The organism is Photorhabdus sp. RW14-46, assembly GCF_963887965.1.
Classification (GTDB): Bacteria; Pseudomonadota; Gammaproteobacteria; order Enterobacterales; family Enterobacteriaceae; genus Photorhabdus; species Photorhabdus laumondii.
Map to the genome: position 1 here is coordinate 1 of NZ_CAWPHH010000037.1, position 25,543 is coordinate 25,543.

5 protein-coding genes are annotated in these 25,543 nt (G+C 50.7%); 3 read left to right on the plus strand and 2 right to left on the minus strand.

The features are described from left to right. Positions 1–1,697: 1,697 nt before the first annotated feature. Together AACQ38_RS20475 and AACQ38_RS20480 are read right to left on the minus strand one after the other, a co-directional pair. Positions 1,698–18,071, minus strand: a complete 16,374-nt coding sequence (locus AACQ38_RS20475) for a non-ribosomal peptide synthetase (protein ID WP_165578962.1) — start codon at positions 18,069–18,071, stop codon at positions 1,698–1,700. A 1,219-nt stretch (positions 18,072–19,290) separates the two neighbouring features. After that, positions 19,291–19,428 (minus strand): hypothetical protein, encoded by a 138-nt coding sequence (locus tag AACQ38_RS20480; RefSeq protein WP_207631941.1) that lies wholly within the window; start codon positions 19,426–19,428, stop codon positions 19,291–19,293. Positions 19,429–19,806: 378 nt separating this feature from the next. Here AACQ38_RS20480 and AACQ38_RS20485 point away from each other — a divergent pair, with 378 nt between their 5' ends. The 3 genes from AACQ38_RS20485 to AACQ38_RS20495 are packed head-to-tail and all read left to right on the plus strand — an operon-like array spanning position 19,807 to position 25,474. Further along, entirely contained in the window at positions 19,807–21,927 is a 2,121-nt protein-coding gene (locus tag AACQ38_RS20485; RefSeq protein WP_165578964.1) for a type I secretion system permease/ATPase, read from the plus strand. Beyond that, positions 21,927–23,315: an HlyD family type I secretion periplasmic adaptor subunit gene (locus AACQ38_RS20490; RefSeq protein ID WP_011147339.1), complete on the plus strand. Its 1,389-nt coding sequence runs from the start codon at positions 21,927–21,929 to the stop codon at positions 23,313–23,315. The genes AACQ38_RS20485 and AACQ38_RS20490 overlap by 1 nt, the downstream gene beginning before the upstream one ends. Beyond that, positions 23,315–25,474 carry a type I secretion system permease/ATPase gene (locus tag AACQ38_RS20495; RefSeq protein WP_165578965.1) on the plus strand — a complete coding sequence of 720 codons (2,160 nt, stop codon included), beginning with the start codon at positions 23,315–23,317 and terminating at the stop codon, positions 25,472–25,474. The genes AACQ38_RS20490 and AACQ38_RS20495 overlap by 1 nt, the downstream gene beginning before the upstream one ends. Positions 25,475–25,543: the final 69 nt, after the last annotated feature.

The window sequence follows — 25,543 nt, forward strand, 5'->3', positions numbered from 1 at the left end:
AATCAGTCATTTTATTTGTTTAATATCCACTCAGGAACATATAATAAAAAATTCCTGTTGTCCCGTCTGTTTGTGTGATGAGTATTTGATTAACTTAATAAATGTGACATAAATCCCAAATTTTTTTACTCCGCTACGTTCACCCAACATCCGAATTTTATTAGATGGAAGCAACAAACACCGCATTATGCTGTATCTGCTTTTAGCGCTTCGATTATCACTGTTGCGTTTTCATTAATCATAAAACGAAAAAATGTGGACTGACCGTTTTTATGGGCATTAAACTTTTTTTATCGCATTTTGCTACCACCGGCAGGGTTTTAACGCTGTTTTTACTGTCTTTAACATTTCGTTTTAATGCTTTTTATTGACTTCGTAACGTTAAGATTCGTTCAGATTAAATCATTGTGGGCTGTCATTTTTCATCTTGTTTGAAAACAAGGCGTGACAGAAATTTTCACTCATTCAGGTAAGGTGAGAGACGTTTTATCTGCATATGATAAAACCGTCGTTAAAAAACCGTTTATGGTCTATCAGTGTAGTTTTAAAATCTGGAAAAAATAGTCAGCGTATTATGAAAAAACAGGTGAAAACTTTAATCATTAAAGGTGAAAATAAGTGATTAAGGCTTTTTTAAAATGGGTAAAAAATTCGACGTTATACTGGCATTGTAAGAGAAAGCATCAGGCAAAACCGGTCCTGAGTTGATTAACCAAGTGACCGCGTTAATCCAATAATAAGAATAAAAATATTTAATAGGATTAACCAAATTAAGCTAATGTGCTTAAATAAGCGGTTTTGTATGGATTGTAAAGCGTTTATGAAAAACAGAGTCAATCATTAAAGAAAATCGATAAACCTTTAGGTTGACTAGATTAGCAGTCTTAAATATTGAGCTTAAATACTATTAGCATATCTGTTATCTTATCTGCTGGTTTTAAAGTTGAAGAGTTAAATACCGGAAAAAGAGAAAACCTATACCCTATGGATTTCGAGGTGCATCGCGACGGCAAGGGAGCGAATCCCCGGGAGCATAGATAACGATGTGACCGGGGTGAGTGCAGCCAACAAAGAGGCAACTTGAAAGATAACGGGTATAAACATCAGGTTAATGAAAATGGGAAAGTTAAATACGTATCAGGAAACGAAAAATCATTAGGTTTATAAAAACTGCTTAATCAAAACCATCCATTGGATGCATTTTTGCTTTAAAAAATAGGAAAACCCCAGGAATGATAATTGGTTTACAGATTCTATCTCTTTTAACATGGTTAACTTTCTCTTTTTACTTATATTTCCCGCTCTTAGCGATCGCAAGCGCTTTTTTATCGGTAATTAATTCACCTGAGGATTTAAAAAGTACAGAGTGAATAAAAAGGTTTATTCCCCGCTATGATTATTTAAAAGTGAGTATACAGAGAGATTAAAGATTTATATATACCCTATGGATTTCAAGTTGCATCGCGACGGCAAGGGAACGAATCCCCGGGAGCATAGATAACGATGTGACCGGGGTGAGTGAGTGCAGCCAACAAAGAGGCAGCTTGAAAGATGACGGGTATAAAATGAAAATCGTCTTTGTTAATGCTTATGCATCTTGGGAAAAAGGATAAACAAGAAAGATAATCCGGTATAAGAAACACACCGGATTATCATATCAAGGTTAAATTATTCAATAATCCTTAACTATATCAGTATTACATCTCCTCATTACCACTGATCGCCAGCGCTCTATTCAAAGCCTGTGCTAAAGCGATTTTATTCTCATTATCCTCCAATAAACTAAAATGGTTACCCGGAGTAGCAATCAACTTAAGTGAAGTATTGGGCATGACCCGTTCCCAACCTAACGACGGCTCTATATTTACGGATTCCGGCTTTTCATCCATCACAAAAGAATCAGCAGGAGAAGGTTCTACCGCATAGAACTGATGCAACGTTATTGCTAATGCTGACGGTTCATAATCCGCAACTATTTGCGTGTAACGTTCGATCTGCCGCCAATGCTTTGCGATCACATCAGCACGCAGATTTGCGGGATATAACGCCAATTCTTGTGCTGCTTCAATAAACTGCACCAAATTCAACTCATCAATTCGCCGGTACAACGCCGCAATCTCTTCTTTGCACGTCTTCCCCGACTGCCGAGCCAACTCAGTAAAGAAATGATGTTTAGACTGCATGGCCTCTTTGCCAAAATAATGCGGTGCAGGCGTATCAATTAACCCCAAGAAATTAACCATTTCACCGGCACTCAAAAGCCGCTGGACAATGGCATAAGCCAATATCCCGCCGGAAGAGTAGCCACTTATCCGATACGGACCAACCGGTTGTACCACTTTCATCAAGGTGATCATTCTGGCTGCCTGCTCTTCCATCGTTAACATCAGTTCTTCACTGATGGATGGCCAAGGCAGCGCATAAATCGGGTAGCCCGACGGGATATGTTGAGCCAGCCCGAAGACATAAGAATAGTCACCCATGCCACTGGGAACAAAGAACAATGGCAGCCCTGTTCCGCCAGGTCGCACCGATATAGCGCTGCTTCGCGGCTGAGACAATAAATCCGAGGTGATTTTAGAGGCCAATTCGGACAACACCGGGAATTGGAACAAAGCATTCAATGTAAAAATCAAACCCCGACCGGCGGCAAGATTCATCATTCGCATGGCAAGCAGTGAGTGGCCGCCCAACGCGAAGAAATTGTCATGCCGGCTAACCTGCTCAATCCCTAGCAATTCACACCAAATCGCGGCTAATACGATTTCCGTTTCGCCTTGTGGCGCTTCATAAGCCTGACGAGCAAACGCTTCATTGTCCGGCTCCGGTAACGCACGACGATCCAACTTACCGTTCGGTGTCAATGGAAAGGCATCCAGACGCACAAAGGCTGACGGCACCATATAGTCAGGTAAAATGGCACTCAGGTGGGTACGCAGGCTATTCGCCAACCTCTCATCCGCTTGCGCCACCACATAAGCCACCAAGCGTTTGTCCTGCCCTTCACCCAACGCCAGCACCACAGATTGACTTACCGCAGGATGTTCCACCAACTGGGCCTCAATTTCACCCGGTTCAACCCGGAAACCCCGAATTTTCACCTGATGATCATTACGTCCCAAGAATTCCAGATTGCCATCCGGCAAGTAGCGAACCAAATCCCCGGTTCGATACATCCGTGCATTTGGATTATCGCTAAACGGATCAGTCAGGAAGTATTCCGCAGTCAGTTCAGCACGATTGAAATAACCCCGTGCGACACCAACGCCCCCAATATACAATTCCCCCTCGACTCCTAACGGTACTGGCTGCCCCTGAACGTCGAGCAGGTAAACGCGTGTATTCGGTAGCGGACGGCCTATGATATTGGCCTGCCCCATCCCCTCGTTTAGGCAGGATGTCGTCGTGGTAATCGTGGCTTCTGTAGGACCGTAGCAATTCGCCAGAACAGGGTATTCACCGTGAGTCGCTAGCCAACGTTGTAATTCATGATCAGGTATCGCTTCCCCACCAATGCAAATAATCCTTAGGCCCTGATAGATATCGCCTTTATCAACATTTGATATTATCCGCCAGAATTGGGCCGGTATCGCAATGTAGGTAATTTTATAAGACTCGCACAGACGCCAAAACGCCTGCGCACTCAAGAGCCACTGATTTGTCCTTAAGACTAATTGTGCCCCCTGTGTTATTGCGCAAAATATTTCTGATGCACAAACGTCAAAAGAAGGGTTGCAAAATTGTAATAGACGGTCAGATGCGTTAAGCGACCACTTCGTGTTCAGCGAAGTAATTTGACTGACCAATTGTCTATGTTCAACCATTACGCCCTTTGGTGTGCCAGTCGAACCGGAGGTGTAAATCACATACGCCAGATGCCGTGAGGTCAGTTCAGGTATCTGAGGATTGCTGTCTGGCTGGTCAAGCAATGTATTCGGATCAAACACTGTCAGCCCGGTAAGTACATTCTCGCCCAACACTGTACGCCCGACAGCATCAGCCAATAAAATAACCGGTGAAACATCAGCCAAAATATGCGTTAGACGTTCGCCCGGATAATCCGGATCTAACGGCACATAAGCCGCGCCAGCTTTCAGCACCGCCAACAATCCCACCACCATCGCCGGTGAACGTGCCACGCAAATCGCCACCCGCTGGTCCGGTTCTACACCTAGCGCAATGAGCTGATGGGCCAGCCGGTTAGCGTGGGCATTTAATTCGGCATAACTAAAAGTTTGCTCCTCATACACTAACGCTGTTGCGTCCGGGGTTTGCTCCACCTGTTGTTCAAACAATTGATGAATACATAACGACGGTTCAAGATACGAGGTTTCCGTCGCATTCCACGTTTTCAGCATCAACGTACTTTCAATTTCAGGTAGGATGTTCAATGTCCGTACCGGCGTTTCCGGGGTCTGTTCCAATGCCTCCACCAAGCTCTCCAATGCCTGTTGCATATAGCCGCATACCCGTTCCGGCTCAAACGGTTGGATAACTTGAGCAGTTAGCCCCAGTGCGTCACTAAAATCCTCCACCGACAAGGCAAACGGATAGTTGGTAAACTCCTGCGCACCAAGGAATTCAATGCCGTCCATCGTTTCATCCAAAGGATCTGGCTGATCATTATGTCGGTAGTTCAACAGGGCACTAAACAGTGGAATGCCATCCTGCACACCACTACAACGTTGGGCCAGCGCCAGTGAGGCATGCTCATGTTCCAACAATCCCGCTAACTGACGATGTACTGCCTGTACACTATCTCGCACCGGCGTATCATCCATATCCAGCCGCAACGGCAAGGTATTGATAAACAGCCCCATGCCGCTGTCAACCCCTTTCCCTACCGCCATGCGCCCAAATATTACGGTACCGAACACCACCTGTTCCTGTCCGCTGGTACGCGACAACACCTGCGCCCAAGCCAAATGACATAAAGCCGCCAAACTGACCCCCAAACGCCGGGCTTGACTGCGTAGACGGTCATTCAACTCAGGTGCCAACATTCGCTGCGATTCCGTCACTTGGGAGCCATCACGATGCACCTCCGTCAATCCGAACGGCAATGTAGGTTCATCCACCTCCGCCAACATTTCGGTAAAGAAGCGGATATGTGCATCCTGACTCACCCCCAGCCGGGCCTGCGCGACCAAATTGCGGAAAGGTGTCGGTGTTGGCAGGCTCTCCTCCTGTCCGTCTAGATAAGCCTGTACTTCACGGTTCATCACGTCCAACGTGGTATGGTCGCCAATCAGATGATGCAACAATTGCAATACAATCCAACGGCCATCAGTCTCCTGTGCCACTATAAAGCGCAATAACGGTGCTTCGCCCAAGTCTAGACGATGGTGACGGGGATCAAAACGCTCAGCCAATTGTCCGCTAACCGGTCCATCGGCTGGGTTCAGTGTCAATTCAGTCACCGACAAGGATGCCTGACGCCAAACTACTTGGGCGGGCACTGACAGCCCTTGCCAGATAAAGGCAGTACGCAGGATATCGTGTCTATTTACCACCTGTTGCACCGCCGCCAGATAACGGTCCAGCAAAGTCCGCTCAGTGAAGATCATCTGACCGGTTAATAGATAGGGGTCCCCTTTGTTTGCCAATAGGTGATGGAACAAAATACCGTCCTGCAATGGCGACAAGGCATAGATATCCTGAATATTGGCAACACCGCCCAGCATTTGCCCAACGATGCGGTCAATCTCTGGCTGAGTTAGATCAATCAGCGGCAACATTTCCGGTGTCAATGCCGTGGTTGCCGGGGTGATGACGTTAGCCGGCACGATGACGGCCTGATGCTGCCCCAACGTTTGGGCCAAATCTGACAACACCGGCGACTGGAACAGATCACGCGCCGCCAATGTCAACCCCAAATGACGCAAGCGTTCAATCATGCGTACAGCGAGCAGTGAATGGCCGCCTAACGCAAAGAAGCTGTCATATCGACTAACCTGTTCAATCCCCAGTAATTCACGCCAAATCGCCGCTAGCGTCATTTCCGTTTCGCCTTGTGGCGCCACGTAAACCTGACGGGCAAACGCTTCACTGTCCGGAGCCGGTAGCGCCCGACGATCTAGCTTACCGTTCGGTGTCAACGGAAACGCATCCAGACGTACAAAGGCTGACGGCACCATATAATCAGGCAGAATTTTACTCAGGTAAGCACGCAAACTATTCACCAGCCCGTCATCCGCGAGTGCCACCACATAAGCCACCAGCCGTTTGTCTGGCCCATCACCTAACGCCAACACCGCCGCTTCACGCACCGCCGGGTGCTCTACCAGACGCGCCTCAATTTCCCCCGGTTCAATCCGGAAGCCCCGGATTTTAACCTGCTGGTCATTACGCCCCATGAACTCCAGATTACCGTCCGGCAAATAGCGAGCCAAATCCCCGGTTCGGTACATGCGGGCATCCGGGTCATCACTGAATGGATCGACGAGGAAACGTTCGGCGGTTAACTCAGGGCGATTAAGATAACCTTGGGCAACCCCATCACCACCGACATAAATCTCCCCGATCACCCCTGGCGGTACCGGCTGACCATAAACATCCAGCAGATAAACACGCGTATTCGCTATTGGCCGGCCAATAGGTATCCGGCTCACTCCTTGCGGTAACGCCTCGATAGGATACATGGTGGTAAAGGTGGTTCCTTCACTCGGACCATAGGCTTGCAAGAGTTGTTGTGGCGGACGATTATCCAGAACCTGAGCAATCACCTTTAAATCGGGTATATCTCCCCCGAAAATCAGAATCTTAATTTGCGGAAGAATGGGAGATAACTCTGCTGCCAGCCGGTTAAACAACCCGATCGTCAGCCACAGCACTGTGATGCGGTGCTCCTGTAAAGTCAGCACTAACTCCTGCGGTGTCAATAAGGTGGCGCGGTCGATAACGACTAAAGCACCACCATTAAGCAATGGTGCCCAAACTTCAAACGTGCTGGCATCGAAAGCCGGATTAGCGGTAAAGGCAACCCGATCCTCCGGTCCGATGTTGGCATAGCCATTATTGATGACCAGCCGGACCATCGCACGATGTTGTACCAAAACCCCTTTGGGTGTGCCGGTAGAGCCGGAGGTGTACATGATATACGCTAATTCGGCGCTGGAACGCGGCAAATTAGGGTTGACATGATCTTGCTCTCTGTTCGCACTTTTCTTATCCGAGAGACGCAACAGCGGAATAGTCAAGTTAGCCGGAATATCAGCCCGTGTATCAGTGAGCAGCAACCGAGCGGAACAATCACTTATCAGCCAATGTTTCCGCTCATCCGGCATACTGGGATCAACCGGCACGTAAACAGCGCCAGCTTTGAGAATAGCCAATTGGGCCACCACCAGTTCTATCGATCGTTCTAACAGGAGCGCAACATGGTCATCCGGACGAATCCCCTGTTCGATTAGCTGATAAGCCAACCGGTTAGCACACGTATTCAGTTCCATATAACTTAGGGTTTTATCGCCCGCTATCAACGCCGTCGCCTCTGGGGTTCTCTCCACTTGCTGCTCAAACAATTGATGAATACATAGCGCATCAGGATAGACGGTTTCCGTGGCGTTCCAGGTTTCCAGTAACAGCGTGCGTTCCGTTTCGGGTAGGATATTCAAGGCCCGTATCGGTGTCTCCGGCGTTTGCTCCAAAGCTTCTACCAGACTCTCCAGCGCCTGTTGCATATAAGCGCATAGGCTTTCCGGATCAAACGGTTGCACGACCTGAGCCGTCAGCCCCAGAGATTCGCCAAAATCCTCCACCGACAGCACGAATGGGTAGTTGGTTCGCTCCTGTCCACCAAGAAATTCAATACCGCTGATCAGTTCATCTGACGTTGCCGACAAAGTATTATGCCGATAATTCAACAGCGCACTAAAGAGTGGCGTACCGCTGGCAACCCTACTGCAACGCTGAGCCAGTGCCAATGACGCATGCTCATGCGCCAATAATCCGGCGAGTCGGGTATGGGCGGCCTGTACGCTGTCCCGTACCGGAGTCTCATCGATATCCAGCCGCAACGGCAAGGTATTGATAAACAACCCCATGCCATTGTCAACACCCTCCCCCGCCTGCATACGCCCAAACAGCACCGTCCCAAACACGACACTCTGCTGACCACTGGTACAAGACAATACCTGTGCCCAAGCCAGATGACACAGCGCCGCCAGACTGACACCCAAACGTCGGGCCTGACTTCGCAAACGGTCATTTAGCGAGCTCGTCAGCATCCGGTGGAACTCCGTCACCTGCGAACCGTCACGATGTACCTCCGTCAATCCAAACGGCAACGTGGGTTCATCCACCTCCGCCAACATCTCGGTAAAGAAGCGGGTATGCTCTTCCTGACTGATACCCAGCCGGGCCTGCGCCACCAAATTGCGGAAAGGAACCGGCACCGGCAAGCTCTCTTCCTCACCCATCAGATACGCCTGAACTTCGCGGTGCATCACTTCCATCGTTTCATGGTCACCGATCAAGTGATGATGCAGTTCCAGTAACAACCAACGACCATCCGTTTCCTGCGCGATAACAAAACGCAGTAACGGGGCTTGACTCAGGTCAAGACGATAATAACGCGGATCAAAACGCCGGGTTAACTGGTCACTGACTGAGCCATCAGCCGGGTTCAGTGTCAGTTCCGTCACTGACAATGGGGCCTGACGCCAGACCACCTGCGTCGGCACTGACAATCCTTGCCAAATAAAGGCGGTACGCAGAATATCGTGTCGATCAATTATCCGTTGAATCGCCGCCAAATAACGATCCAACAGCGCCCGGTCAGCAAAAACCATCTGGCTAATTAACAGATAGGTATCACCTTCATTCTCCAGCAGATGGTGGAACAAAATGCCATCCTGCAACGGCGACAGCGCGTAGATATCCTGAATATTCGCCATCCCGCCCGGGACTTGTCCGACGATACGATCAATGTCAGGCTGAATTAAATCGATCAGCGGCAACATCGCCGGTGTCAGTACCGTCGTATCCGGTGTAATACGGTTGTCAGGCACCCGGATTTCATCATGCTGAACCAGAGACTGCGCCAGAACACAGAGTGTTGGATGTTGGAACAGTGTTTGTACCGCTATCCCCAGACCGATACGCCGCAATCGTTCAATCATGCGCACGGCAAGCAGTGAATGGCCGCCCAACGCAAAGAAGCTGTCATATCGACTAATCTGCTCAACGCCCAGTAATTCACACCAGACAGCCGCTAACATCGTTTCTATCTTCCCTTGCGGGGCTTCATAAACCTGACGGGCAAACGCCGCTTCCCCCGGTGCCGGCAACGCTCGGCGATCTAGCTTGCCATTCGGCGTCTGCGGAAAGCTATCCAGACGTACAAAGGCCACCGGTATCATATAGTCAGGTAAAACTGCACTCAGGTATTCACGCAAACGGGCAGCCAAACCCTCATTCGCTTCCGCCACCACATAGGCGACCAGCCGTTTGTCCTGCCCGTCATCCAGCGCCAGTACCGCCGCCTCTTGTACTGCTGGATATTCCACCAGCCGGGTTTCAATTTCCCCTAGCTCAACCCGGAAGCCGCGAATTTTAACCTGTTGGTCGTTACGACCCAGGAATTCCAATTCACCGTCCAGCAGATAGCGAGCTAAATCTCCGGTGCGATACATCCGAGCGTCGGGCACCGGATTAAAGACGTCCGGTATAAAACGTTCCTCACTCAATGCCAGCCGGTTCAGATAACCCCGTGCCACCCCCACGCCACCAATATACATTTCACCAACGCAGCCCAATGGCACAGGTTGCCTGTTTCTATCCAGTAAGTAGACGCGAGTATTCCTAATCGGCCGACCGATAGAACGATCATCTGCCGGGGATAATATTTCTTTACAGGTCGCCGTCACGGTATTTTCCGTCGGGCCATACGCGTTCAATAGCCGGAGTTGGTAGGTTTCCTGCCTAAACCAATCCTGAATGGCGTTCTTTTTGACCGCCTCACTGCCAATGATGATCAACCTGAGACCATCCGGCAGCGGCAACCCGTTATCTCTGGCCGCCAGTTCAGACCAGAACAGAGTCGGCAAAAACATCACCGTGATACAATTTTGCCGGGCTAAGGCAATAAATTCCGCCATTGAAGCCAGCCAGCTATCGTCGCGAATAACTAGCGCGGCTCCGTTACATAATGACGAGAAGCACTCTTCCACTGAAACATCAAACGCAAAAGCGGCAAATTGCAACACCCGGTCTTGCTCGGTGACGGCATAACGTTCATTAACACCCAGATAACGTTGATAGACCGCCTGATGTTCTACCATCACCCCTTTCGGCTGCCCGGTTGAACCGGAGGTATAAATGACGTAAGCCAAGTGCTGTGGCGTCAACGCCGGGACCTGCGGGTTACTATCCGGCAGGTCAGTCTGGATATTCGGGTCGAGTACCGTCAACCCGACCAGCGCCTCGTCGCCCAGTGCAGCCTGTCCGGTCGCATCAGCCAATACCACTGATGGGGCAGTATCATTCAGGATATACGTCAGACGCTCCTCCGGGTAAGTTGGGTCCAGCGGCACATAGGCCCCACCGGCTTTCAGCACCGCCAACAATGCCACCACCATAGTCGGGGAGCGAGCCACGCAAATGGCTACCGGCTGATCCGGTGTTACGCCAAACGCAATCAGTTGATGAGCAAGGCGATTGGCGCAGGTATTTAATTCGGCATAACTCAGCGTCTGCTCTTGATACACTAGCGCCGTCGCATCAGGGGTTTTCTCCACCTGTTGCTCAAACAATTGATGAATACATAACGCCTCAGGATACGGGCTCTCCGTGGCATTCCATGTTTCCAGTAACAAGGTGCGTTCCGTTTCAGGCAAGATATTCAGTGTTCGTACCGGTGTCTCTGGAGCCTGCTCAAGGGCCTCTACCAAACTCTCCAGCGCCTGCTGCATATAACTGCACAAGCTTTCCGGATCAAACGGTTGCACCACATGAGCGATCAGCCCCAACGTGGCACCATCGTCCTCCACCGACATGCCAAAGGGATAGTTAGTGCTCTCCTGTTCGCCCAGGAATTCAATCCCGTCTATCGTTTCATCCAAAGGATCACGCTGATCATTATGTCGATAGTTCATTAAAGCACTAAAAAGTGGCGTACCGCTGGCAACTCCACTGCATCGCTGAGCCAACGCCAGTGAAGCATGCTCATGTTCCAACAATCCCGCCAGCCGGGTATGTACGGCCTGTACACTATCGCGTACCGGCGTATCATCCATATCCAACCGTAACGGCAAGGTATTGATAAACAGCCCCATACCATTGTCAGCCCCTTCTCCCGCCGCCATGCGCCCAAATAGTACTGTGCCAAACACCACTTTCTCCTGACCACTGGTACACGACAATACCTGTGCCCAAGCCAGATGACACAACGCCGCCAGACTGACTCCCAAACGCCGGGCCTGACTACGCAGACGGTGATTCAAGCTGGCCGTCAGCAGCCGATGGGATGCTATCTCCTGAGAACCATCACGATGCACATCCGTCAGCCCAAACGGCAGCGTTGGCTCATCCACTTCCGCCAACATCTCGGTAAAGAAACGGGTATGCGCTTCCTGATCCCCTCCTAACCGGGCCTGCGCCACCAGATTGCGGAACGGTACCGGATCAGGCAGGCTATTCCCTTGTCCGGCAAGGTATGCCTGTACTTCACGGTTCATCACTTTCATTGTGGTATGGTCACCAATCAGGTGATGTTGCAATTCCAGTAAGAACCAGCGGCCATCGGTCTCCTGCGCCACCACAAAACGTAACAGCGGTGCTTGACCCAAATCGAGACGATAATGGCGGGGATTAAAACGTTGAACGAGTTGATCACAAACCGGGCCATCAGCCGGGTTCAGCGCCAGCTCAGTCACCGACAAGGATGCCTGACGCCAGACTACCTGTGCCGGTACTGACAACCCTTGCCAGATAAAGGCAGTGCGCAGAATATCGTGGCGATCAATCACCTGTTGCACTGCCGCCAAATAACGATCTAGCAGAGACCGGTCAGCAAAAGCCATTTGACTGACCACCAGATACGGATCACCTTCGTTTGCCAATAAATGGTGGAACAAAATGCCGTCCTGCAACGGTGACAGGGCATAGATATCCTGAATATTAGTTATCCCACCCGGCACCTGCCCGACGATACGGTCAATCTCAGCCTGAGTCAGATCAATCAGCGGCAACATTTCTGGGGTGATTTTCGTCGTCGCTGACGTAATCACATTGGGTGGCACCACCATAACCGGGTGCTGCCCCAATGTTTGCGCCAATTCAAGTAACACTGGCGACTGGAACAAATCACGCACAGCCAGCGTCAACCCCAAGTGACGCAGATGTTCAACCATCCGCACAGCCAGCAACGAGTGGCCGCCCAACGCAAAAAAGCTGTCATACCGACTGACCTGTTCAATCCCCAGTAATTCACGCCAAATCGTCGCCAGCGCAATTTCCATCTCGCCTTGTGGCGCAACATAAACCTGACGGGCAAACGCCTCTTCGTCCGGTGCCGGTAACGCCCGGCGATCCAGCTTACCGTTCGGGGTTAACGGGAAAGCCTCCAGACGCACAAAAGCTGACGGCACCATATAATCAGGTAAAATGGCACTCAGGTGATCACGCAGAGTCATCGCCAACCCCTCATGGGCTTCCGCCGCCACATAGGCCACCAGCCGTTTGTCCGACCCATCACCCAGCGCCAACACAGCCGCCTCACGCACCGCCGGATGTTCCACCAGACGCGCCTCAATTTCCCCCGGTTCAATGCGGAAACCGCGAATTTTAACCTGTTGGTCATTACGGCCCAGAAATTCCAGATTGCCATCCGGCAGATAACGGGCCAAATCCCCGGTCCGGTACATACGCGCATCCGGTTGATCACTAAATGGATCTGTCAGGAAACGTTCAGCAGTCTGGTCAGGGCGATTAAGATAACCACAAGCCACCCCGTCTCCGCCCACATAAATCTCTCCGGTCACCCCCAACGGTACTGGCTGGCCGTAAGCATTCAACAGATAAATACGTGTATTGGCTATCGGTCGGCCAATGGGGATCCGCGTCACTCCCTGCGTTAATGCCACGATAGGATACATGGTGGTAAACGTGGTTCCCTCACTGGGGCCATAAGCCTGCAAGAGTTGTTGGGGCGGGCGATTATTTAGAACCTGAGCAATCACCTGTAAATCGGGTATATCTCCCCCGAAAATCAGGATCTTTATCTGCGGCAGAACCGGAGATAACTCTGGTGCCAGTCGGTTAAATAACCCGATAGTTAGCCACAGCACTGTGATGTGGTGAGCCTGTAAAACCGGTACTAACTCCTGTGGTGTTAATAACGTGGCGCGGTCAATAACCACTAACGCCCCACCGCTGAGCAACGGTGCCCACACTTCAAATGTACTGGCATCGAAAGCCGGATTAGCCGTAAAGGCCACCCGGTCATCCGGTCCGACTTCAGCATAATCATTATTGATGACCAGCCGGACCACCGCACGATGCGGTACCAAGACCCCTTTAGGTGTACCGGTAGAACCGGAGGTGTACATGATATATGCTAACTCGGCGCTGGAACGCGGCAAATCAGGGTTGAAGCACTCTTCCTCTCTTCCGTCTGTGTCTGATTGATCCGAGAGACGCAACAGCGGAACCGTCAGGTTAGCCGGAATATCAGCCTGTGTATCGGTGAGCAGCAACCGGGCGGAACAATCACTTATCAGCCAGTTTTTCCGCTCATCCGGCATACTGGGATCAACCGGCACGTAAACGGCACCGACTTTAAGAATGGCCAACTGAGCCACCACCAGTGCTATCGAGCGCTCTAACAGGAGCGCAATATGATCACCGGAACAAACTCCTTGTTCGATTAACTGATGAGCCAGCCGGTTAGCACGGGTATTCAGTTCCGTATAGCTTAACGTTTTATCGCCTGCTATCAGCGCCGTCGCCGCTGGAGTTTTCTCCACCTGTTGTTCAAACAACTGATGGAGACATAACTGATCAGGATAGACGGTTTCCGTCGCGTTCCAAGTTTCCAGCAACAAGGTACGCTCCGCTTCCGGCAGGATGTCCAATACCCGAACGGGCATTTCTGGGGCTTGCTCCAGCGCTTCCACCAGACTCTCCAGTGCCTGTTGCATATAACCGCAGAGGCTGTCCGGATCAAACGGCTGCACGACTTGAGCAGTCAGACCCAGCGTAGAACCACCGTCCTCCACCGACAGCACAAACGGATAGTTAGTTCGCTCCTGTTCGCCCAAGAATTCAATCCCGGCCATCGTTTCATCCAAAGAATCTGGCTGCTCATTATGGCGATAGTTCAACAGGGCACTAAAGAGTGGCGTACCGCTGTCAACCCCACTGCATCGTTGAGCCAGCGCCAACGGAGCATGCTCATGCTCCAGCAACTCAGCCAGTCGCAGATGCACCTCCCGCACACTGTCTCGTACTGGGGTCTCATCGATATCCAGCCGCAGCGGCAGGGTATTGATAAACAACCCCATCCCTTCCCCTACGGCCATGCGCCCAAACAGGACGGTACCAAACACCACTTTCTCCTGCCCGCTGGTGCGCGATAATACCTGCGCCCAAGCCAGATGACACAACGCCGCCAGACTGACGCCCAAACGCCGGGCCTGACTACGCAGACGGTTATTTAGCTCAGGAACCAACATCCGGTGAGATTCGGTCTTCTGAGATCCATCACGATGCACGCCCGTCAGCCCGAACGGCAACGTTGGCTCATCCACTGCCGCCAACATATCGGTGAAGAAACGGGTATGCGCTTCCTGGCTCACCCCAAGCCGAGCTTCAGCCACCAGATGACGGAACGGCACTGGCGCAGGCAGGCGATCCCCTTGCCCGGAAAAATAGGCCTGCACTTCACGGTGCATCACTTCCATCGTTTCATGGTCGCCAATCAAGTGATGCTGCAATTCCAGTAAAAACCAGCGGCCATCGGTTTCCTGAGCAATAACAAAATGCAATAGCGGCGCCTGACTCAAGTCAAGACGATACTGAGCGGGATCAAAACGCCGGGTTAATTGGTCAATGACTGGACCGTCCGCCGGGTCTAGCGTCAGTTCTGTCACAGGCAACCGTGCCTGACGCCAGACCACCTGCGCCGGAACGGATAATCCTTGCCAAATAAACGCCGTCCGCAAAATGTCATGGCGATCAACCGCCTGTTGTACCGCCGCCAGATAACGATCCAGTAAAGAGCGGTTGGCAAAAGCCACCGGATAGAGCACCAGATAGGGGTCGCCTTCCTGTTCCAACAGGTGGTGGAACAGGATACCGTCCTGCAACGGCGACAACGCATAAATATCCTGAATATTGGTTATCCCACCCGGTACTTGCTCGACGATGCCGTCAATATCAGTTTGACTCAAATCAATCAGCGGCAACATCTCCGGCGTCAGTGCCGTGGTTGTCGGCGTGATGGCGTTAGGCGGGACTATCACAGCCTGATGCTGTCCCAACGTTTGCGCCAATGCTGACAGCACCGGCGACTGGAACAGATCACGCGCCGTCAGTGTTAAACCTAGGTGGCGCAAACGCTCAATCATCTGCACGCCGAGTAGGGAATGACCACCCAACGCAAAGAAACTGTCATGTCGGCTGATTTGTTCAATGCCCAATAACTCACGCCAGATGTCCGCCAGAGTGATCTCAGCCTTCCCTTGTGGGGCTTCATAAATCTGACGGGCAAAATCGTTTTCCCCGGGCGCAGGCAACGCCCGACGATCTAACTTACCACTTGGGGTCTGCGGGAAGGTATCCAGACGCACAAAGGCCGCCGGTACCATATAGTCAGGCAAAATGGCACTCAGGTATTCACGCAAATCAACAGCCAATCCCTCATTCGCCTTCGCCTCCACATAAGCCACCAGCCGTTTGCCCTGATCGCCATCCAGTGCCAACACCGCCGCCTCTTGTACCGCCGGGTGTTCCGTCAGTCGGGTTTCAATTTCCCCCAGTTCAATCCGAAAACCACGGATTTTCACCTGCTCATCGTTACGGCCCAAGAATTCGAGATCACCGTCCGGCAAATAACGGGCCAAATCCCCAGAGCGATACATCCGTTCGCCGGATACCGGACTAAAAGTATCCAGCATAAAACGTTCCACGCTCAACGCCGGCCGATTCAGATAACCTCGTGCCACCCCCACGCCACCAATATACATCTCTCCCACGCAGCCTGCGGGGACCAATTCGCCATATTTGTCCAACAGGTAGATACGGGCATTTTTAGCCGGTCTGCCGATAGAACGGGCATCCTCCGGGGATAACACATCCTTATAGGTCACCGTCACGGTGTTTTCCGTCGGGCCATAACCATTCAACAGCCGGGGCCGGTGACCTGCCTGTCTAAACCAGTCCTGAATGGCGCTCTTTTTCACCGCCTCACCCCCAATGATGATGAGCCGGAGACAATCCGGCAGCGGTAATCCATTATCTCTAGCCGCCAGTTCAGACCAGAATAAGGTCGGCAGTGACATCACCGTAATACGATATTGCCGGGTTAAGGCAACAAATTCTGGTATCGAAGCCAGCCAGCTATCATCCCGGATAACCAGTGTGGCACCATTGCATAATGACGAAAAGAAATCCTCCACTGAAACATCAAACGCAAAAGCGGCAAATTGCAATAGCCGGTCTTGTGCGGTGACAGCATAGGTGTCATTAAAACCCAGATAACGTTGATAAATCGCCTGATGTTCCACCATCACCCCTTTCGGCTGCCCGGTTGAGCCGGAGGTGTAAATTACATAGGCCAGATGCTGTGGCGTTAACGCCGGAATTTGCGGATTGCTGTCGGGCTGGTCAAGTTGGATATTCGGATCAAGTACCGTCACGCCTACCAGCGCCTGTTCGCCCAGCGCCGCCCGGCCAGCTTCATCAACCAGCACCACTGACGGCGCACTATCGCTCAGGATATATGTCAGACGTTCCCGCGGATAAGTTGAATCCAACGGCACATAAGCTCCACCGGCTTTCAGCACCGCCAGCAATGACACCACCATCATCGGGGAGCGTTCTACACAAATCGCTACCCGCCGGTCTGGTATGACGCCCAACGCAATCAATTGATGAGCCAACCGGTTAGCACGAGTATTCAATTCCGCATAACTGAGGGTCTGTTCTTGATATTCCAACGCCGTGGCGTGCGGGGCTTGTTCTGCCTGTTGTTCAAACAATTGATGAATACATAACGGGTCAGGATAAGGGGTTTCCGTGGCGTTCCACGTTTCCAGTAGTAAGGTTCGTTCAGCCTCAGATAACACATTAAGCTGCCAGATAGGAATTTCCTCTCCCTGCTTTTTTGACGCTGCCAGCATCTGTAAATGTTCACTCATGCGCAGAATCACTTCCGTGCTCAAGCGATTTTCATCGTAAATCCAGCGAAAACCGCCCTGCGCATTGATTTGGAGCGTCAGCAATTCGCCCGGTGCCGTCTGATCACACAGTCTATCCTCCGCTATGACAGCAACGGCAATTCGCCACGGCTGGTGGGTTGTCAACGCCGGAATAGCCCACAATGCAGGAGCGTGCGCGAGGAGATTTCGACTAAATGTGCAGTGCCGGGTCAACCGAGACAGCTCGCCATCCAGCCAGTTCGCTACCACATGCCAGGGCTTATCAAACTCCAGCTCAACGACCATTGGCACCACCGGTGCCAAATCTGCCGACTTATCGTTTACTCCATCCACACACCAACCAATTTGAAATGTAGTCTGCTGAGTCAAACGCGCAAGGTAGATAACGAACGCCTGCAACAATGTTTGTAATGGTTCCTCTTCACCGTTTTTTGGCAATGGGAGCTGCCAGTCGCTTATTACCCAACTAGGTTCCGCTTGCTCTCCAGCGGTTTCAAAAGGTAATTGGAGGGGTTGCAAAGCAACAAGACGTTCGTACCAAAATGATTCACTGGATGTCAACGTCTGGGGAATATTCTTTACATTCTGAGTCGATGGTAAAATGTCATTTACGTTGGTTATATTTTCTGACGTCTGAGAGAGGAGTTCAGCTTTAAAATCACTTCCTGCTTGAGCGATGCTATCTTTCATTTACTACCTCAACGAATCTGTTAGAAATTTGAAAACTGTCATTTCTGACAACCATCACCAATATTTCTTTCTCACTTCTTGCCCCCAAGAAATAAAAACGGACAGATCTGATATCAATGCAAGATATTCAGGCACGGGATGCTATAGCCCCGTCAATAACAGTCAATTAACAATTTCCTGACATTAATTCTCCTGACAACGGAATAAATAATTTATTTTATGCTGCGGAATAAGACATTCCATTTTTTAGATAAGTTCGATTAATTGACTGCAATTTTAATTGGCTAATATTGAATTCCATCATTTAAAATGGAACCGTTAACTGCATTTAATTATGCATAAATACCAAATCACCACTGTATTTTATCTATTTCCTATTAATATCTAATTGAAATTATTTCAAAAAAATTAGACATTTACAAAGATAAAACGAATAAATCACCCCTCAATTATAAAAAAGTTTACTTTGATAATTATTTATAAAATAAATTCTTTATCTTAATAATCAACTAATATCTCAATTACAAATGTAACTTATTCAACATTTACAAGCCACTCTATATATTCAATTATTTGAAAATATAAGCCTGGGTTAAAAGTAATTCATAACACACTATTTTTCAACAAATAAATAATATCGTTAATGTAAATACCGTAAACGAATCAATACAAATTCAAATTAAATCCATTATATTTTTTTATAATAATAAGATTATCAAGCCGATATAAATGTGATTATATTTAATACCATAAAGAAACAATTTAAAACTAGAAATGGCTTTATTACACACTATCTCATAATAAACATTATTGTTATAAAACAATAATATATGAAATAAATCATTAATTACAAGTCAATATCACCCAAGTAAATCGTTCTACAAAGTAATTTACGTAATGCCCTGAGAAATTTATTAATTTATAGTTTTATTTTGATATTGTTTTATTTCCAGACAGCAGAGAAATATATAGACATTATATTGGTCAATATTAACAATGGAAAGTATATGGCCATCTTCAAAATTTACATTAATTATTTTTAATAATTCATGAGAATAACAATGAAACATATTTTTATATATAGCAAAGAAAATTCATAAAAAAATAAAGCCAGATTAAATTAAATTCCAATAACAATAGCAAAAACTTGACTAAATAACCTACATGTAAATCATCAATTCTGTTATTTAAACTATCCAATATTCCTTACTTATTAGTATCACGCCACCGCCCTTTCAAAACTAATTGCCAGCACTCTATTCAACGCCTGAGCCAAAGCGGTTTTATTCTCATTATCCTCCAATAAACTAAAATGGTTACCCGGTATCGCAATCAACTCAAGAGAAGTATCAGGCATGGCCCGTTCCCAGCCCAACGACGGTGCTATGCTTATGAACTCTGGCTTTTCATCCGCCACAAAAAAAATAAAAATGGATATACCTGACTTCAATCCAATATATTCAGATACTGAATACCATGCCCCGATTAATAACGAAAAATTAGCAATAACCAATTAGCAATGACCAATTAACATTTTTAGGATAATATTGATTAATTGACTGCCATTTTATTATCTTTAGCTTGCACCCACCTATGAAAATGACATATATTCGAATTAAAGCCTATGCTCTTAATACAGATTATTATTAATTGACTCTGCAATACATCATTTTGTTGCGGAAAGGCTTTTTTATGTTAACAACGTGAGAACGGAATCACGTAAGGGAAAATTACAATGAATAGGGAAAATATATCCGCCGATGCAGATACATTGTCATCTGCGCTTAACTGTTGTCGATTATTGTTGCAATTAGCTAAAGGTGAAGCTCAGGAACCACAGCCTCTGCTCTCCCATAACAAACTGAAACCTGCGATAAAAGAGTACGGCAAGGCACATGATGTTGATCTGGCATTATGCCGTTTAAAATTCCCCAAACTGACTCCCAAGCTACTGCCTCTGGCCTTTCGCGACAAACAGGGAGGATTTATTGTATTAGCGCGCCTTTCCACTGATCAGGCCCTGATCCAGTCTCCTTATGCCGTTTCACCCGAAGTACTTTCCATCAACGAGCTAGAAGCCAGATGGAGCGGGGAGGTGATCCGGTTAGGGGAAGCTTCCCTCAGGTTCGATGTTTCTTGGTTTATACCCGCGTTTATCCGCCATCGCCACCTCCTCGGCGAGGTGCTGCTTTTTTCCCTGATGCTTCAACTACTTGCCCTAGTCACCCCTCTGTTTTTCCAAGTGGTAATGGACAAAGTGTTGGTGCACAAGGCGTTGTCGACCCTAGAGGTATTGGTGATAGTACTGGTGGTGGTTGGGCTGTTCGAGGTGGTGCTCCGGGGGCTACGCGAATACCTTTTTGCCCACACCGCCAACCGCATCGATATCACCCTAGGGATCAAGCTGTTCCGGCACCTACTCGGCCTGCCCCTGCTTTACTTCAAGCACCGTCAGGTGGGCGCTATCATCACCCGAGTGCAGGAGCTCGATAGCATTCGTGACTTCCTGACCGGCTCCATGCTAACCCTGAGCGTGGACCTCGCCTCCACCTTTGTCTTCTTCGGCGTCATGGCCTGGCTGTCGCCGTCCCTAACCTGTGTAGTACTGGCGGTATTGCCCCTCTATTTTCTGTTAGCTTGGCTGAGCTCCAAACCACTGCAACAGCGCATCGAACAACAGTTCCAAACGGCGGCCCTCAATACCTCATTCCTGAACGAGTCCGTCAGCGGCGCTGAAACCATTAAGAGCCTGGCGGTAGAACCCAAGATGCAACGGCGCTGGGAATCCCAAACCGCAAACATGGTCGAAGCTGGTTTCCGCACTCAAACCCTCAACAGCTTCATCAGCCACGGGGTTATGCTGCTACAGAAGACGACCGGCGTCGGGATCATCTGGCTGGGTGCCAACATGGTGATCGCTCTGGAGCTCACCATAGGCCAACTGATCGCTTTCAATATGATGGTGTCCCACGTCAACCAACCCATCGCCAAGCTAATCGACCTGTGGCAACAGTTTATTCAAACCCGAGTCGCCGTCGATAAGCTCGGTGACATACTCAACCTGCCTGTCGAGCAGGAACAGGGGAACATCCGGCCTCAGCAACCACTCTCCGGTGATCTGCAAATACGCAACTTGGTGTTCCGCTACCAGCCCCATCAAGCCCCAGTATTACAGGGGATTACCTTGCATATCAGGTCCGGCGAGAAGCTGGGCATAGTCGGTCCCTCCGGTTCAGGTAAGAGTACGCTGACCCGCTTATTACAGAAACTCTACGCTCCGGATGAGGGGGAGATCTTGATCGATGGTACTCCCCTACACCGGCTGGACCCCGGCTACCTGCGTAGCCAGATTGGGGTGGTACTACAGGAGAACTACCTGTTCAACCGTAGCGTGCGCCACAACATAGCATTTAAGGACCCCTCCGCCTCGCTGGAGAAAGTGATGGCCGTCGCCAAGCTGGCAGGCGCGCATGACTTTATCCTGCAATTACCTCTGGGCTATGACACGGTACTGGCCGAAGCCGGCAGTTCCCTATCGGGAGGGCAGCGCCAGCGCATTGCCATCGCCCGTGCGCTGATGGCTAACCCCAAGATCTTGATCTTCGACGAAGCGACCAGTGCCCTCGATGACGAATCCCAAGCGCTGATCCAAACCAACATGGCCGAGATCGCACTAGGGCGCACCGTCATCATTATTGCCCACCGCCTGTCCACGGTGCGTCACTGCGATCGCATCATCACTTTGGAGCAGGGCCTTATCACCGAATCAGGCAACCACCACCAACTACTGGTCAAGGGCGGCTGCTACGCCAAGCTGTGGCAGATGCAACAGGAATTACGAAAGGAAGCGGAATAATGTCATTCAAGAAACACCTAAAAACCGTCCTCCGGGCTTGGCGGCAGGAGCGTAACGCGCCCAAAGCGACGAAGCGCACCCGCGACGAGTACGAGTTTCAGCCCGGCTATCTGGAGATCGTTGAACGACCTCCCGCGCCTTGGGCAAGGTGCACGGCAATGGCACTGACCCTGTTTCTGTTGGTGGTTCTACTCTGGTCCATCATCGGTCACCTAGACATCCATGCCAACGCGACAGGCAGGCTGCTGGTATCCAGTCACTCTAAAGTGATTCAGTCCCTTGAAGCCGGCGAGATTGTGGCGATTCACGTACGTGACGGACAAAGAGTGAAGACTGGGGATGTGCTGATCAAACTCAACCCCATAGGCGTCGAAGCCGAGTTGAAGGAGCTACAGGAGCAACTTAACTTCAAACGGCTGGAGATGGCTAGACTACAGGCTCTGCTAACCGATACCCCCATTGAGCATTTCTCCGTACAGGAAGGTATGCCACAGGCACAGGTCGAGCTGGCCAGAGAGCATCTGGTCAGCATCTGGAAAGAGGTAGTCGCCAATTTAGAAAGCCTGGACAGCGAGATGAGCGTCAACCAAGCGAGCCAGAGTGCACGTAACGCCGATATCACCGCGCTGGAAAAGCTGATGACCAATATCAAAGTGCGCCTTGAAGCCCGTCGTACCTTGGCCGCCAGCAAGCTGTTACCCAAAGTCGAGCTACTGGAGCAAGAGAAGGAGAAGCTGGAGATCGAACGCACCCTTTCTCAACAGCATGCCGAGCTGGCCGTCCTCAAGGAGCAATATCAGGTACTGAAAGAGAGTCGGGAGCGCTACCTAGCCAAGACCCGCCGGGAATATTACGACCAGCTAAACGAAACTCAGACCGCTATCGCGGTCATGACACAACAGTTGATAAAGGCCGGTGAGAGGCGGCGGCTGCAAAGCCTGCGGACACCGGTCGACGGCGTAGTGCAGCAGCTAGCGATCCACACCTTGGGAGGCGTAGTGCAATCGGCCCAGCAACTCATGGTGATCGTGCCCGATGATACCCCTCTGGAAGCCGAAGTGATGGTGTTGAACAAAGATGTGGGGTTCGTGCACGCCGGTCAGCCGGTGGAAATTAAGGTCGACGCCTTTCCCTATACCCGCTATGGCACTATACGGGGTAAGGTCGCCCACATCTCCAAGGATGCGGTCAAGGATGAACAGCTCGGTTTGGTATTTCCGGCACAGATACAGATGGAGCGCTCCTCTATTGCAGTGGACCAGCATGAGGTACCGCTACAGGCGGGCATGAGTATCACCGCGGAAATCCGCACCGGCGATCGGCGGGTGATCGACTACCTACTCAGCCCACTACAACAGTACCAGTCCGAAGCATTGAGGGAACGATAATGTCAACCATCGAATCTATTCTGTCGGAACCGATCACCGTCGACACGTCCAAGGCGGTAGCGGATGGCGGCCTGCTGGCCCTGACCCATGCCGCCCGCCATTTCAACTTGGCGGTGGAACCAGAACAACTGATCCATCGTCTCGGACGCACCCAAGGGGTCTCGAACAGCCAAGATCTATGCCGCTGCGCCCAGTGGATCGGCCTGAGGGCACGCCACATCTCCACAGATATGAGCCGTCTCGATACCGTGCCCCTTCCTATCCTGCTGGATACGGAACAGGGCTGGCAGGTGCTAGAGAGAGTCGAAGGCGAGCTCATTATCTTGTATCAGCCAAGTACGGGTAAGATATGTCGCTATCCCCGAACCCTCTTCGCGAGCCATTGGCAAGGCAGCGCCGTACTGCTAGCGGAGGCGACCGAGCAGCCGAAACGGCAGCGGTTTGGCTTCGGCTGGTTCGTGCCTTCCATCCGCAAACATGTCAGCCAGTTTAGGAACGTAATCCTAGTGTCTCTGATGCTACAGGTGATCGCCCTAGTAACCCCCATACTGTTCGAGAACGTGATCGATCGGGTACTGGTTAGCCGCAGCCTATCGAGCCTGCAAGTGCTAGGAATCGCCATGTTGACTCTGGCTTTGTTCGAGCCCATCTATGGTTTCCTTCGTTCCTGGCTATTCACCAACCTCGCCAGTAAGGTCAACTCGGAGCTCTCCGGCCGCCTTTACCAGCACCTAATGACCTTGCCCATGGGCTATTTCCAACAGCGTCAGACCGGTGAGATCATCGCCCGAGTGCGCGAGATGAACCAGATCCGCCAATTTCTCACCGGTTCAGCGCTGACTATGGTGCTGGATTTGGCCTTCATCGGCCTGTTTGTCGCTGTGATGTTCTCCTACGCCACCGAGCTAACCTGGTTGGTGCTCGGTTCTCTCGTGCTCTATTTCCTGTTCTGGCTAGGTGTCGGGCCTATACTGCGTGCCCGAGTATTGCGAGAGTACGAGCTAGGGGCCGACAACACCGCCTTCCTTACCGAGTCAGTCACTGGCATTGAAACCATCAAAACCAACGCCACCGAAGCCGGCTTCCTACACCGCTGGGAGCGGCAGCTATCTGCCTTCGTCCGCGCCTCATTCCGCGCCAAAGTGGTGGGGATCTTGGCTGGTCAGGGAATCGACCTAATCCAGAAGCTAACCTCCGCCCTGCTACTGCTGTGGGGTGTTACTCTAGTAATGGAGGGCAAACTCAGCCCAGGGGAGCTGGTCGCTTTCAACATGCTCTCGGAACACGTGACCCAGCCAATTCTGCGTCTGGCCCAAGTCTGTCAGGATTTCCAGCATACCCTGATCTCAATGCGCAGGATCGGCGACATTCTTGATGAGGAGGGGGAAAGCGGCAATGGCGGTCTGGCCTCCGTACCCAAGCTACAGGGAAGAGTAAGTTTCAGAGGTGTGCGTTTTCGTTACAACGAGGATGGTCAGGAGGTGTTACGCAACCTCAACATCGAGATTCATCCCGGCGAATTCATCGGTATCACAGGGCCATCCGGTTCGGGCAAATCCACCCTGGCTCGGTTGTTGCAGCGCCTCTATGTACCTCAGCACGGCCAGGTGTTGGTGGATGGGATAGATTTGGCAATCGCAGATCCGGTGGCGCTGCGCCGCAACATGAGCGTCGTACTGCAAGAAAGCGTGCTGTTTGCCGGCAGCATCGCCGAAAACATTCGTTTGTGTCGGCCTCAGGCCAGCGATGCGGAAGTGTATGAAGCGGCGATTTTGGCCGGTGCCGATGGTTTCATCAAGGCGCTAGACCGAGGCTATGAGACCCAAGTCGGCGAGCGTGGCGGCCAACTCTCCGGGGGGCAACGCCAACGCATCGCCCTAGCCCGAGCACTACTGACCAATCCGGGAATATTGCTACTGGATGAAGCCACTAGTGCCTTGGACTACGAGTCGGAAGCGGCAGTCATGACCAACCTACAACGCATTGCACAGGGCCGCACAGTGATAAGCGTCGCCCATCGCCTTAATACCCTGCGCCATGCCCATCGAATTCTGGTGATCGACCAAGGTCAGGTAGTCGAACAGGGCAGCCACGAGCAACTACTCGCCTTGAACGGGCTTTATGCCCGACTGTGGACCTTGCAGATGAAAGATTCTTAGATCACAGACGGCTAGCCGTGTCCGCCATAGCCAGCCATTCTTGAAGCGTTGTAATCCGTAAATATCAAA